Genomic DNA, 14,223 nt, shown 5'->3' with positions numbered 1-14,223 from the left:
CTAACTTCAGGGAAACAGGCAGATTGTATCTCTTCGATAGCCTGAAAGAAGTCGCCGCACAATACTTGCCGGAGCCGCACTTAGAGGCACTCCGGCAAGCGTACTTGGTCGCGCGTGACGCCCACGAAGGGCAAAGCCGTTCGAGCGGCGAACCTTACATCATCCACCCGATTGCCGTTGCCCGTATTCTGGCGGAAATGCGCCTCGATCACGAAACACTCATGGCAGCGCTGCTGCACGATGTGATTGAAGACACCGACGTCACCAAAGAAGACTTACAGCAACGCTTTGGCGATACCGTCGCCGATCTGGTTGATGGCGTTTCAAAGCTCGACAAGCTTAAATTTCGCGATCGCAAAGAAGCGCAGGCGGAAAACTTCCGCAAAATGATCATGGCGATGGCCCATGATATTCGCGTCATTCTGATCAAACTGGCTGACCGTACGCACAACATGCGCACACTGGGCGCACTTCGTCCTGATAAACGTCGCCGTATTGCCCGCGAAACCCTCGAAATATTCTCACCGCTTGCCCACCGTCTCGGTATCCACAACATCAAAGTGGAACTCGAAGAACTCGGTTTTGAAGCCCTTTACCCCAACCGCTATCGCGTGTTGAAGGAAGTGGTGGTTCAGGCCCGTGGCAACCGCAAAGAAATGATTCAAAAAATCCATGCAGAGATTGAAGGCCGCCTTGGCGATGCCGGCATCAGTGCAAAAGTGTTGGGACGCGAAAAGAACCTCTATTCCATCTATAACAAGATGAAGAATAAAGAGCAGCGTTTTCACACCATCATGGACTTATACGCCTTCCGCGTGATTGTCGATGATTTGGACACCTGTTATCGCGCACTCGGCCAGATGCATAATTTGTATAAGCCTCGCCCGGGTCGCATGAAAGATTACATCGCGGTGCCAAAAGCCAATGGCTATCAGTCACTGCATACATCCATGATTGGCCCACACGGTGTACCCATTGAAGTACAAATTCGTACTGAAGACATGGATCAGATGGCTGATAAAGGTGTGGCAGCGCACTGGGCATACAAAGAAGGTGCCGATCGTATTCAGGGTGGGACAACCGCACAAGTGCGCGCACAACGCTGGATGCAAAGCTTGCTTGAGCTTCAACAAAGCGCAGGTAGCTCTTTTGAATTCATCGAAAGCGTAAAATCTGACCTATTCCCAGACGAGTTGTTTGTCTTTACGCCAAAAGGTCGCATTGTCGAACTGCCTGTTGGCGCCACCGCGGTCGATTTTGCCTACGCCGTGCATACGGACGTGGGTAACTCCTGTGTGGGTACGCGGGTTAACCGCCAGTCTTACCCGCTCAGCCAACCGCTGAAAAACGGTCAGACGATTGAGATCATCACGGCGCCAGGTGCTCGCCCTAACGCAGCATGGCTCAATTATGTGGTGACCTCACGTGCACGAACCAAAATTCGTCAGGTTCTCAAAACCAAACGCCGTGAAGAATCCGTGATCCTTGGTCGCCGTTTGCTCAACCATGCGTTGGGTGACGTTAACGTTCAGGACATCGACCCCGCAAATCTTGAGAAAGTGCTGAAAGATCTAAAACTTGAAGTACTGGATGATTTGTTAGCCGACATTGGTTCAGGCGAAGTGATGAGTGTCGTGATTGCAAAGCGTCTGCTCGGCGATGCTGATAGCTTAGAGGAGCAAGGCGGTTGCCTACCAATCCGCGGTGCTGATGGCATCTTACTGACTTACGCTAACTGCTGTCGTCCTATTCCCGGCGATCATATTGTGGGGCATGTCAGTCCGGGTAAAGGTCTGGTTATCCACCGTGAAGAATGTGCAAACATTCGCGGTTACAGCCAAGAGCCGGACAAGTATATGTCCGTCGAGTGGGGCGATGACATCGACCAAGATTTCGCGACAGCGCTGCGTGTTGATATGTTTAATCACCAAGGTGCATTGGCGGATCTGACTAACACTATTGCCGCGACAGGCTCAAACATCCAAGGTTTGACGACCGAAGAGCGCGATGGCCGTTTGTATACCATCTACGTCAAGCTAACCACTAAGAACCGTGTTCACTTAGCCAATATCATGCGTCGACTTCGCGTGATGCCAAACGTGATCAAAGTCAGCCGTCAGAAAAATTGATATCTCGCTGTTGGCAGCAAAGCCGATAGCGATCAATCTCTAGCGACTGACTCGCGCAATAAGAATCAGGCAACAAACAACGCCCGCCCACTCGCGGGCGTTTTTATATAGACGAGAACAAGATGACACCAGAACGTTTTGCACGTATTCAGGACGTGTTGGCAACCCGACAGCCCGATCTGACCATGTGCATGGAAGAAGTCCACAAGCCGAACAACATCTCCGCCATCATTCGCACGGCTGATGCTGTCGGCGTGCATCAGGTTCACGCTGTTTGGCCCAAAAATAGCAAGATGCGCACACTAGGCGGCACCTCTGCAGGTGCGCGTAATTGGGTGGATGTGGTTACCCACGACAACACGCCCGATGCCTTTGCCGCCATGAAAGAAAAAGGCATGCAGATCTTGGTGACAAATCTGTCTGACAACGCCGTCGATTTTCGTGAGATTGATTACACCAAACCCACGGCGATTGTGATGGGTCAGGAGAAAACCGGGATCAGCAAGCAAGCCCTTGAATTGGCAGATCAAGACATCATCATTCCCATGATAGGTATGGTACAGTCGCTCAATGTCTCGGTCGCAAGCGCTCTGATCTTGTACGAAGCACAGCGCCAACGCCAAAATGCGGGCATGTACCAGCGTACACATACCTTGATCCCACAAGACGAGGTTGACCGCATTGTTTTCGAGCGTGGATACCCTGTACTGGCAAAAGTCGCTAAGCGCAAACGCCTGCCGTATCCTGCGCTAGATAACCAAGGCCAAATTATTGCCGATGATACTTGGTGGGCACAAATGCAGGCCGCAAAGTAATACATAACCTTATGATCGGCAAACAACCACCAGGAGAGATGAAACTGCCATGCGCGCTTCAATGTTAGATGCTGTTCCCGTAACCTCGCTGACAGGCGTAGGCGGAAAAATGGCGGAAAAGCTCGAAAAAATCGGACTTTTTACCGTGCAGGATCTGCTGTTCCATCTCCCTTACCGCTATGAAGACCGTACGCGTATCTGGCCAATGATGAGTCTCATGCCGGGACAACATGCCGCGGTCGAAGGCGAAGTCGTCAGCAACAACACCACCTTTGGTCGACGCCGGATGCTAACGGTCAAAATCACTGACGGTCACGGTTCGCTCACGCTGCGCTTTTTTAACTTTAACGCCGCGATGAAAAACAGCCTTGAATCTGGCAAGCGTGTGAAAGCCTATGGCGAGATCAAGCGCGGTCAAAATGGCCTTGAAATCATTCACCCTGAATACAAGGTATTCTCTGAGCCCACAGAGCTAGCACTAGAAGATACCCTTACGCCGGTTTATCACACCACCGAAGGTCTGCGCCAACTGACGCTGCGAAACCTCACCGATCAGGCCCTCGCCTTACTCGATGGTGCTGCAGTGCAAGAGCTACTGCCTGATGGCTTGTATGACCGTCAGGTCACGCTCAAAGATGCGCTTAAAACCCTTCACCGCCCCACACCTGACATTGCCGTCACGGCGTTAGAAAACGGTGAACACCCCGCGCAAAAGAGACTGATCCTCGAAGAATTGCTGGCGCAGAACCTGTCGATGCTTGCCGTGCGCAGTAAATTGCAGCAAGACCCAACATTCTCGATGCCACCATCCAGCGACCTAAAACCCAAGTTTCTCACCTCATTGCCTTTTAGTCCAACAGGTGCACAAACCCGCGTTGTGGCCGATATCGAACGCGACATGGGGCTGACCAAACCCATGATGCGATTGGTGCAAGGTGACGTGGGCTCCGGCAAAACCTTGGTGGCCGCGCTAGCCGCGCTGCAAGCGATTGAGCAAGGGTATCAAGTCGCGCTTATGGCACCTACAGAGTTACTGGCAGAGCAGCATGCGGCTAATTTTGCCAGTTGGCTTGAACCGCTCGGCATTTCTGTGGGCTGGCTGGCAGGTAAACTCACCGGCAAAGCCAGAGAAGCAGAACTTGAAAAGATTGCTAACGGCGACGCCAAAATGGTGGTCGGGACACACGCACTGTTTCAAAAGCACGTTGAATTTGCCCATCTCGCATTGGTGATCATTGATGAACAACACCGTTTCGGTGTGCATCAGCGCCTTGAACTGCGCGAGAAAGGCATGAAGCAAGGCATTCACCCGCATCAGCTAATCATGACGGCGACACCTATCCCTCGAACGTTAGCAATGACCGCCTACGCAGATTTAGATACCTCAGTGATTGATGAGCTGCCACCAGGTCGCACCCCGATCCAAACTGTTGCTGTGCCGGACACGCGCCGCATTGATATCGTCAATCGCGTGCATGCCGCCTGTATCGACGAAGGTCGTCAGGCATATTGGGTATGTACCTTAATTGATGAATCCGAAGTGCTGGAAGCGCAAGCCGCATCAGATACCGCAGATGACCTTTCACGCGCACTACCCGATCTGAAAATCGGCTTGGTACACGGGCGAATGAAAGCGGCAGAAAAACAAGCGGTGATGAAAGCGTTCAAAGACGGTGAATTGCACCTTTTGGTCGCCACCACTGTGATTGAAGTCGGGGTCGATGTACCTAATGCCAGCTTGATGATAATCGAAAACCCAGAGCGTTTAGGCTTGGCGCAACTTCATCAGCTTCGCGGACGGGTTGGTCGAGGTTCGGTCGCCAGTCACTGTGTGTTGCTCTATCACGCGCCACTGTCGAAAACCGCCACCCAACGTTTGGGGGTGTTACGTGAAAGCAGTGATGGCTTTGTGATTGCGCAGCGAGATTTAGAAATTCGTGGGCCGGGCGAATTACTCGGCACCAAGCAAACGGGTGTTGCTGAGTTCAAAATTGCCGACTTAGTGCGAGATCAAAAGCTGATCCCTGAAGTACAGAAACTGGCGCTGTATCTGCATCAACACTACCCTGATAACGCCAAAGCGATCATTACTCGCTGGCTAGGGAACAAAGATAAGTACAGTAATGCTTAAGTGAAAGTCGCAAATTTCCGGAGGCGAGTGTCGAGTAGGTCATACTCGATTCTCACTACTCCTTCTCTCGCAATCTGATTACTCTTCATCCCAATACTGCATCACTAATGCCATCACTTCAGATTTGCTGTATCCCACTTCTCGGGCATCAACTAAGAGCGCCCTCAATGCAGGTCGGATAAAACCGAAACGGTCTTCCATACGCGCGTGTAACCCTTCTCGGGCAACAATCATTCCCACGCCTCGCCGACGTTCAAGCCAGCCAAGTTCTTCCATATTCTGATAACAACGAGAAATGGTCATCGGGTTGATGTTAAGCACGGCGGCGAGCTTTCTCACCGACGTCAATTTGTCACCTGGCTTTAGCGTACCCGCAACGATTTGACGCTGGATTTGCGTCATCAATTGGCGAAATTTTGGTGATGGGTCCTGCGGGTCGATAACTATGTGCATTTTTCTTCCCTGCTGTATTGTCGCTTTATTACAGTATTAGCAGATGACTCACATATGAGACAAAAACATGCAGAGAATTTGTTATCTAAACACGAAAATAATGACAAAAAAAAGACGCATAACTCCGTAGAGCCTGCGTCTTTTAAGGCGTAGAAAGTAATACGATGGATTAACGCATTTCTTTACGTGAACCCTTATTCTTTTGCGCTACTGGCAACACAATCTGTGCTCGCAAACCACCTTGCGAGCGCTGCATCAATTGCAGTGTGCCGTTGTGTTGCTCCACAATACGTTTCACGATAGCCAGCCCAAGTCCGGTACCTTCGCTACCTCGCGCAGTATCACCGCGAGTGAAAGGTTGCAGCACGGTTTCAACCTGATCAGGCGCGATGCCAGGCCCATTGTCTTCGACCGTGATCCACTGGTGACGCCGATCAGCGCTACTGCCTGTGGCAATTTTCACCCAACCGCCACCGTAGCGCACTGCGTTGACGACTAAGTTAGTGACCGCACGGCGAATGGCCACTTCGTTAGCTTCCAGCTTACCTACCAGTTCGCCTTTACTCAGCTCAAGTTCATGCCCCGTCGCACCATCAGCCACCGAAACATCATCAACCAAGACATTCAAGTCGATGGCTGTCATGTCTTGCACCTGTACTGAACGCAGATAATCCATAAACTGATTGATGATCTCATTACACTCTTCAGTGTCTTTGATCATGCTGTCAGCCAGATAATCGTCTTCCGGTGACATCATTTCTGTTGCCAAACGAATACGGGTTAACGGGGTGCGTAAATCATGGCTCACACCCGCCATCAGTAGTGCGCGATCTTCTTCCAGCTTGCGAATACCTTCGCTCATCTGGTTAAACGCTTTGGTGACAGCACGAATGTCTGAGGCTCCTTGCTCAGGGAGCGGCGCAGGAAATTTTCCGTGCCCAACATCCAGTGCAGCCTTTTCCAATGCTACCAGCGGCCGGTTTTGCACCTTGATAAACATCCACCCCCCGCCTATCACCATGAGTGCAATAAACATGGAATACATAAACAGCGGCAGGAAATCATCTTGATGCAATTCCGACAGCGGAATACGCATGATGTAACCGGGAAACGCGCGACTTTCTAGCCACAAAACGTAGCTCTTGGACGCCATGCTGATGCGCGCTTCAGTAGGTGCGTTGAGCTTCTCCGACATATCTTTACTGATAAGGTCAATTGGCGCAGCCTCATCAAAATCACGCATCACATCTGGCTCAGATTCGTCGTGCATCGTCACGCCAAGCTTGGCCAGCAATTGACGGCGCAACAGCTCATCCATGTGATACACCTCGCCATCCGCCAAGGTCACATTGTCTTCCAGCATCACTGAGATTTCGTGTGCCAGAATCTTATTAAACTGCTTGATGCTGGGGAGTAAAGCGTAATTGAGGATGGTGAGGTAGGAGAAAATCTGGCTGGCGATTAACAGGCCAGCCAGCACCACGAGCGTACGGGCAAAGTTGCTACGTGGAGAAAAGCGCATGAATTACGCTTCCCCGTCAGGCACAAACACATAACCCAGACCCCAAACGGTCTGAATGTAACGTGGTTTGCTTGGATCTTCTTCGACCATACGGCGAAGACGTGAGATTTGCACATCGATCGAGCGCTCCATCGCGGAGTACTCGCGGCCACGCGCCATGTTCATCAGCTTATCGCGTGACATTGGCTCTCGAGCGTTGGTAACCAGCGCTTTCAATACTGCAAACTCACCTGAAGTTAACGTCAATGGCTCATCATTGCGGAACATTTCGCGTGTCCCTAAATTCAATCGGAACTGGCCAAACACAACGATTTTTTCTTCACTAGAGGGCGCACCAGGCGCTTCAATGGTCTGACGGCGAAGCACCGCACGAATACGGGCCAGCAGTTCGCGAGGGTTAAATGGTTTTGGCAGATAGTCATCTGCGCCAACTTCCAAGCCCACGATGCGATCGATTTCATCGCCTTTCGCAGTCAGCATCAGGATTGGCAATTTGTTGTTCGCCTGACGAAGACGGCGGCAGATGGACAGACCATCTTCACCCGGCAACATCAGATCCAACACCATCAGGTGAAAGTTCTCACGAGAAAGTAAGCGGTCCATTTGCTCGGCGTTCGCCACGCTGCGAACCTGAAAACCTTGCTCAGACAAATAACGCTCCAGTAGCGAGCGCAAACGCATATCATCATCTACAACCAGGATCTTATGATTATCTTGCATGACCTACCTTTCTTTCTATTCTTGAAGGTGTTTGTGTCTTCGATTGTATCGCCTGACTCCGCTATGAAACATCAAGGCCGTGTCTAGCGGGGAGAAAAACTGTTACCAGTTGTAACCGACTTTGTACGCACTAAACAAACCATTTCGAGGGATAGCTTAACGTTGCAAGGCTTGTTGGCTTTTATCATGACGTCAAAGCGGTTATAACTCTTCTCGAAAAACGAATCACATGCTCGGATATAGCAATGAAAAAAACCGATTTGGTCACCCGAGAAGGCTACAAGAAACTCAAAGAAGAACTCGATTTCCTGTGGAAAGAACGTCGCCCGGAAATCACCAAGATCGTATCCTGGGCCGCGAGCCTCGGCGATAGATCGGAGAACGCTGACTACACTTACAACAAGCGTATATTGCGTGAAATCGACCGCCGTGTGCGTTACCTGCGCAAGCGCTTAGACATTCTTCGCGTGGTGGATTATAACCCACAACAGGACGGTAGAGTGTTCTTTGGCGCATGGGTCGACATTGAAAATGACGATGGCGATACCCTCAAATTCCGCATTGTCGGTCCGGATGAAATCTACGGCCGCAAAGACTACATCTCGATTGATAGCCCGATGGCACGCGCATTGATAAAAAAAGAAGTCGATGACGAAGCCGTTGTGACGACCCCTGAAGGCCCGAAGGTCTGGTACGTCAACACCATCACCTATCAGCAAAACGATCTCTAATACCGCCTTTCGCGGCGGTGATTTTCAAAGGAACACCATGACCACTTCAATTTATCAACAGATTGCCAGTGAGCTAAATGTACGTGACGCTCAAGTTATTGCTGCGGTTACGCTGCTCGATGATGGCAACACCGTCCCGTTTATTTCCCGTTACCGTAAAGAAGTGACCAACGGCCTAGATGACACCCAACTGCGTAATCTCGAATCACGCCTTGGCTATCTGCGCGAGTTGGAAGACCGCCGTCAGGTCATTCTTAAATCGATTGAAGAGCAAGGCAAACTCAGTGATGAACTGAAAAGAGACATCCTCGGTGCTGACACCAAAAACCGCCTTGAAGACCTTTATCTTCCTTACAAACAAAAGCGTCGTACCAAGGGACAAATTGCGATTGAAGCGGGCATTGAGCCTTTGGCGCAACAACTTTGGCAACACCCTCACTCCGACCCAGAAACGGAAGCCGCAAGCTACATTGATGCCGACAAAGGGTTTGCTGATACCAAAGCGGTACTGGATGGTGCGCGCGCTATCTTGATGGAGCAATTTGCTGAAGACGCCGCGTTGCTTGAGAAAATCCGTCGCCAATTGACCCAACATGCTGAGCTTCAATCACGTGTTATCGCAGGAAAAGAAAACGAAGGTGCCAAGTTCAAAGACTATTTCGAGCACGATGAACGTCTAACCAAAGTGCCATCACACCGCGCACTGGCGATGTTCCGAGGCCGAAATGAAGGCATCCTTCAACTGTCACTGAATGCAGACCCTGGACAGGATGATAAGTCCACGGGCTCATATTGCGAAAACATCATCTGTGACCATTTCAAGGTGACCATTGATTCTGCGCCTGCCGACCGCTGGCGTAAGCAAGTAGTCAGCTTTGCATGGCGCATCAAAATTCTGATGCACATGGAAACAGAATTGATGGGCAACCTGCGTGAAATGGCTGAAAGCGACGCCATCAAGGTATTTGCCGACAACCTCAAAGATCTGTTAATGGCAGCACCTGCGGGCCCACGTAGCACCTTGGGTATCGACCCTGGCCTGCGCACAGGCTGCAAAGTTGCCGTGGTGGATAACACAGGTAAGCTATTAGATACCGCCACCATTTACCCAACCGCACCGCACAACAAAATTGCCGAATCAGCACGCGTGGTGATGGCGCTGGTGAAAAAACACAATGTCGATTTGATTGCGATTGGCAACGGCACGGCTTCTCGTGAGACCGATGCGTTTGTGGCTGGCATGCTTAACGATGCGGGCGAGAAAATCCAAACCGTGATGGTCAGTGAGGCAGGCGCATCTGTGTATTCAGCGTCAGAGCTTGCTGCTGCTGAATTCCCGGGGCTGGATGTGTCGCTGCGTGGTGCGGTTTCTATCGCTCGTCGCCTGCAAGACCCATTGGCAGAGTTGGTGAAAATCGACCCGAAATCTATCGGTGTGGGCCAATACCAACACGATGTCAGTCAAAGCCAACTGGCGAAGCGCTTGGACGCCGTGGTTGAAGACTGCGTCAACGCCGTGGGTGTTGACGTTAACAGTGCATCAGCCGCACTGCTGACCCGCGTGGCTGGGCTTTCGACCACCATGGCCGCCAACATCGTGGCATTTCGTGATGACAACGGCCGCTTTGCCGACCGTAAAACCTTATTGAAAGTCCCACGTCTAGGTCCAAAAGCCTATGAGCAGTGCGCAGGCTTTTTACGCGTCATGAACGGCAAAAACCCGCTCGATAGGTCTTCCGTTCACCCTGAAGCGTATCCTGTGGTGAAACGCATTGCGGATAACACAGGCAAAGCAATCGACGCCATGATTGGTAACCACGACTTCTTGCGCTCGCTCAACGCAACAAATTATGCCGACAACACCTTTGGCCTGCCTACGGTCACTGACATTCTGTCGGAACTGGCCAAGCCGGGCCGAGACCCGCGCCCTGAGTTTAAAACTGCGACCTTTGCTGCTGGCATAAACGAAGTGAAAGATCTCGAGCCAGGCATGATATTGGAAGGCTCCATCACTAACGTGACCGCTTTTGGCGCGTTTGTCGATATTGGTGTTCACCAAGACGGCTTGGTGCATATCTCCGCGCTATCCGACAAGTTCATCTCTGATCCACGTGAAGTCGTAAAAGCGGGTGATGTGGTGAAAGTGAAAGTCATGGACGTCGATTTGCAGCGTAAACGTATTGCGCTTTCTATGCGCTTAAACGATGAGCCAGGGGCAGACAACAAACCTGCGGGTCGTGATAAAGGCAACCGTGACTCACGCCCTGCCGACAATCAAAAACGCAGTTTCAGCGGCAACCAAGACAGCAATCAAGGTAGCAAACGCGATAATCGCGGCGGCAACCAAGGGGCGGTCGGTGGCGCATTTGCTGATGCCTTTGCCAAAGCGAAACGCAACTAAGCTTATTGCGGTATTTTTTCGCGATTCTCTTTTTATCTCATCAAACTAAAAACAGCGCCTCGGCGCTGTTTTTGTATATATCAATGCAGGAAAGAAGTACCTCGTCCGTGCGCCTTTTCGTTTAAATCACAATCAGCACTTCCGAAGGAAGGTTAGCGACGGATGATTGCTGATAGCGCATGGCGACCACAGCGCCTGTGCGCTGAGAGTCTTTCAACGCATCAATCTTATCCATGACTTCTTTTGGCAACTTGAGTCGCATTGCATAACCGTTTTCACCTTGTGGCACATAACTGCCGCTCGACAACATCGAAGAAAGCTGGCTCAGGGTTTCGTGTGCCGCAAATTGCGCACCATCAAATTGGCGGGTGTTTTGAGCCAAATCTGTATAGGTGGGGTGCTCTGAAGGATCCCATGAAGGCTTGCGAAGTTGCTTCTCTTCTTGGCTTACAGTTCGTTCTTCAGCATTGGCCGTGGGTTGACGAGGAGGGACAATTTTTTCGCGCACGCGATTGTCCCGCGCAACTTGCTCAGTTGGCGGGTTGACTGACGGTACGACAGCGGGGATGCTGACGTTAGCGGGCGAAATGTTCATGTCAATGTTGTCTCCCAACATCGACCGAAGGCAACCGCCTTAGGGCAAACCGCGGGAATTTCCCCGCGAAATGCGCAAGCTATATCTCTACAGCGAAACTATACCAAGATGGCTAATATGCCACCTATTGTGCCGATGGCAGATAAAACCTGTCCGGCGGTATACGCCCCATCATCGTTAACTTTCACTTCGTCAGGGTGGTCCATACCCAATGCCCCGTAAGTGAAAGCTTCAACATCCGACGAAGCGGGTGCTTTGCCTTCGGTTTCCGTTGCCTGGTTGACAGTCTTAACGTCCGTTACACCTTTGGCGACTTGCGCATAAGACTGTTTTGCATCCCCTTTTTGATCGACTTGCGCAGCCTTCGCCTCTTGATTTACCGGTGAGGGTTTAGCGTAAGTGTACTGAGAATGCCCAACGTTACCTATATTCATTATGGTCTCTCCTGATGCCATAGCAAGTGACACGTATAAAGTATCGGCAACTAACGTTTAAAATTTAGTCGTATTTCACTTTATTTGGTCACTTTGTTCTGACAGGACGGCAAACATTGTCCGCAAAACGCCAGAAGCTCTTGCGTAAAATGCGCAGGATCGGAGATAAACGGTGCATGCGACGCATTGGCAAAAATTTGCCGCTGCGACTGCGGAGCCAGTACATCAAGCTCTTGCGCCACTTTAACGGGCACAAGGCCATCCAGCCGACCGTACATCCTTAACCAAGGCATTGAAATATCATGCAAGTGCGGTCTCAAATCAGCATTTGCAAGAATACCAAGTCCGGCTTCAAGTGCCTCAGGCTGTGGCCAAGGGTGCGATAACACCGATTGCTTCAACCACTTAATATCTTGCCTTGCTGTTGGACTGCCCATTGCCTGTAACGCTAAAAAGCGCTCGACGGTTGTCTTAAAATCTCCCGCCAATTGCTTGGTAAACGCTTGCAATACCTCGGGTTTAATCCCTCGCCATCCATGTTCAGCAGAGAATCTCGGTGAGCTGGCAATAGTCACTAAGCCTTTCACTCGTTCTGGGGCAATCAACGCCGCTTGCGTGGCAACCATTCCCCCTAAAGACCAACCTGCCCAAATCGATTCCTGCGGTGAATTATTAAGCAAGCAGTGTGCCATCTCTTCAAGAGAGAAAGCATCCGATGGCTGGCTGAAGCCATAACCGGGAAGGTCGACACAATGCACGCGATAGTGCGGAGTGAGAGCGGGGAGAATGTTTTGCCATACCGCACTGTTCATTCCCCATCCGTGAATGAGAATCAGATCGGAACCCTGGCCTTCCGTGTGCCAGTAAAGAGATGTCGTCATTTACACTGCCTAAATTCGTTTCGAGCCATCAACACATTTATGTTTCGCACTATCTTACGCGCCCTGCCACTTCGCTGTCAGCTTTGCCATCACACACTCGAAAACAGACGCTATCCATGGTGCGAATCCTGTCACGAGAGCTTCCCTCGTGTACCACGTTGCCTGCATTGCGGCCTCCCTGCGCCCTATGTCACCGAAAGCTGTGGACGCTGTCTAAACAACCCTCCGGCATGGGATCGACTAATTTGCGTCGGAGGCTATACCTTTCCCTACGACAAATTGCTGCACCGCTTTAAGTATCAAGGCCAGTATTGGCTTGCCCCAGCGTTAGCGACATTGCTGGCACAAGAAATTGATGACCCAGCCGCCGTGATCTTGCCCGTTCCTATGCATTGGCGACGTCGAATTGCGCGCGGGTTTAATCACAGCACCGTGCTCGCCAATGAATTGGCAAAGCAACTTGGCGTTCAATGTGAGTCCAAGGTCTTAAAACGTAACCGTGCCACTCGCCAGCAGCAAGGTTTAAGCAGACAATTTCGTCTCTCCAATCTTCGTGAAGCTTTTACGATGACGGGATCGCTCCCCGAGCGTGTCGCATTGGTCGATGATGTGGTAACAACAGGCACCACCATCGCAGAAATCTGTCGACTGCTGCGCACGCGAGGAGTCAAACACATCGACATCTATTGTCTTTGCCGCACCCCACCGAAGTGATAAAAAAGTAACCATATAGCTTCGGGGGTGATAGCGAACAAAAACAAGAGTAAACTGTTATTAATATATCGGAATAGTCAGGTAAGAAGCCGTGTCGCAAATTAATATTTCAGAAAATGCACAAACCCATTTCGGTAAACTGTTAGAGCAGCAACCAGAAGGCACTAGCATTCGCGTATTCGTGGTCAATCCAGGCACACAAAGCGCGGAATGTGGCGTGTCATACTGCCCACAAGATGCCATTGAAGCCTCAGACACCAAATACGAATTCAATGGCTTTATGGCTTATGTGGATGAGTTGAGCCTTCCATTTCTTGAAGATGCAGAAATTGACTTCGTCACTGACAAGATGGGCTCTCAGTTAACCCTGAAAGCGCCAAACGCAAAAATGCGTAAAGTGTCTGACGACGCCACGCTGCTAGAACGCGTGGAATACGTTATCCAAACGCAGGTCAACCCTCAGCTTGCAGGTCACGGTGGTCACATCAACCTGATTGAACTGACAGACGATGGTGTTGCCGTGATTCAATTTGGCGGTGGCTGTAACGGTTGCTCAATGGTCGATGTCACGTTAAAAGATGGCATTGAAAAGCAGCTGTTAGAAGAATTTAGTGGCGAGTTGACAGCGGTACGCGATGTGACTGAACACGCCGCAGGTGAGCACTCTTACTACTAAGCGTCACCTGACTGCACCATG

At 50.9% G+C, this 14,223-nt stretch carries 12 protein-coding genes and 1 pseudogene; 7 read left to right on the top strand and 6 right to left on the bottom strand.

Annotated elements, in window-relative coordinates; translation table 11 throughout:
- The first annotated feature begins 23 nt into the window (after nucleotides 1–23).
- The 3 genes and pseudogenes from spoT to recG form a co-directional block, all read left to right on the top strand.
- Complete coding sequence (gene spoT / locus A1OO_RS07545) at nucleotides 24–2,129, top strand: bifunctional GTP diphosphokinase/guanosine-3',5'-bis pyrophosphate 3'-pyrophosphohydrolase (protein WP_017002655.1); 2,106 nt, start codon at nucleotides 24–26, stop codon at nucleotides 2,127–2,129.
- 122 nt (nucleotides 2,130–2,251) lie between these two features.
- A complete protein-coding gene (gene trmH, locus A1OO_RS07540; RefSeq protein WP_017002654.1) occupies nucleotides 2,252–2,944 on the top strand; it encodes a tRNA (guanosine(18)-2'-O)-methyltransferase TrmH in 693 nt (230 codons plus the stop codon).
- Nucleotides 2,945–2,981: 37 nt separating this feature from the next.
- Nucleotides 2,982–5,075 (top strand): annotated as a pseudogene (gene recG, locus A1OO_RS07535) (ATP-dependent DNA helicase RecG); the annotation flags it as partial.
- A gap of 78 nt (nucleotides 5,076–5,153) precedes the next feature.
- Here the strand turns inward: recG and A1OO_RS07530 are convergent.
- From A1OO_RS07530 to ompR, 3 genes are all read right to left on the bottom strand, one after another.
- The gene (locus tag A1OO_RS07530; RefSeq protein WP_016961879.1) at nucleotides 5,154–5,528 is read right to left on the bottom strand and encodes a GntR family transcriptional regulator; all 375 of its coding nucleotides are present in this window, start codon (nucleotides 5,526–5,528) and stop codon (nucleotides 5,154–5,156) included.
- Between the two features lie 169 nt (nucleotides 5,529–5,697).
- Nucleotides 5,698–7,050 (bottom strand): two-component system sensor histidine kinase EnvZ, encoded by a 1,353-nt coding sequence (gene envZ / locus A1OO_RS07525; RefSeq protein WP_016961878.1) that lies wholly within the window; start codon nucleotides 7,048–7,050, stop codon nucleotides 5,698–5,700.
- A gap of 3 nt (nucleotides 7,051–7,053) precedes the next feature.
- Complete coding sequence (gene ompR, locus A1OO_RS07520; protein ID WP_016961877.1) at nucleotides 7,054–7,770, bottom strand: osmolarity response regulator transcription factor OmpR; 717 nt, start codon at nucleotides 7,768–7,770, stop codon at nucleotides 7,054–7,056.
- A gap of 245 nt (nucleotides 7,771–8,015) precedes the next feature.
- On the opposite strand from ompR, the gene greB reads away from it, so the two are divergent.
- Nucleotides 8,016–8,501: a transcription elongation factor GreB gene (greB, locus tag A1OO_RS07515; RefSeq protein ID WP_017002652.1), complete on the top strand. Its 486-nt coding sequence runs from the start codon at nucleotides 8,016–8,018 to the stop codon at nucleotides 8,499–8,501.
- 37 nt (nucleotides 8,502–8,538) lie between these two features.
- Entirely contained in the window at nucleotides 8,539–10,902 is a 2,364-nt protein-coding gene (locus A1OO_RS07510; protein ID WP_017002651.1) for a Tex family protein, read from the top strand.
- Nucleotides 10,903–11,023: 121 nt separating this feature from the next.
- Here A1OO_RS07510 and A1OO_RS07505 read toward each other — a convergent pair whose 3' ends face one another.
- The 3 genes from A1OO_RS07505 to bioH form a co-directional block, all read right to left on the bottom strand.
- Nucleotides 11,024–11,518, bottom strand: a complete 495-nt coding sequence (locus A1OO_RS07505) for a hypothetical protein (protein WP_016961874.1) — start codon at nucleotides 11,516–11,518, stop codon at nucleotides 11,024–11,026.
- A 77-nt stretch (nucleotides 11,519–11,595) separates the two neighbouring features.
- The gene (locus A1OO_RS07500) at nucleotides 11,596–11,931 is read right to left on the bottom strand and encodes a hypothetical protein (protein ID WP_017002650.1); all 336 of its coding nucleotides are present in this window, start codon (nucleotides 11,929–11,931) and stop codon (nucleotides 11,596–11,598) included.
- Between the two features lie 80 nt (nucleotides 11,932–12,011).
- Complete coding sequence (gene bioH / locus A1OO_RS07495) at nucleotides 12,012–12,812, bottom strand: pimeloyl-ACP methyl ester esterase BioH (protein WP_050998960.1); 801 nt, start codon at nucleotides 12,810–12,812, stop codon at nucleotides 12,012–12,014.
- A 39-nt stretch (nucleotides 12,813–12,851) separates the two neighbouring features.
- Between bioH and A1OO_RS23755 the strand changes: the two genes are divergently transcribed.
- Together A1OO_RS23755 and nfuA are read left to right on the top strand one after the other, a co-directional pair.
- The gene (locus tag A1OO_RS23755; RefSeq protein ID WP_241819067.1) at nucleotides 12,852–13,526 is read left to right on the top strand and encodes a ComF family protein; all 675 of its coding nucleotides are present in this window, start codon (nucleotides 12,852–12,854) and stop codon (nucleotides 13,524–13,526) included.
- A gap of 91 nt (nucleotides 13,527–13,617) precedes the next feature.
- Nucleotides 13,618–14,202 carry a Fe-S biogenesis protein NfuA gene (gene nfuA, locus A1OO_RS07485; protein WP_016961869.1) on the top strand — a complete coding sequence of 195 codons (585 nt, stop codon included), beginning with the start codon at nucleotides 13,618–13,620 and terminating at the stop codon, nucleotides 14,200–14,202.
- Nucleotides 14,203–14,223: the final 21 nt, after the last annotated feature.

The organism is Enterovibrio norvegicus FF-33 (assembly GCF_000286835.2).
GTDB lineage: Bacteria > Pseudomonadota > Gammaproteobacteria > Enterobacterales > Vibrionaceae > Enterovibrio > Enterovibrio norvegicus_A.
This window is presented reverse-complemented; position numbering and strand designations above follow the sequence as displayed.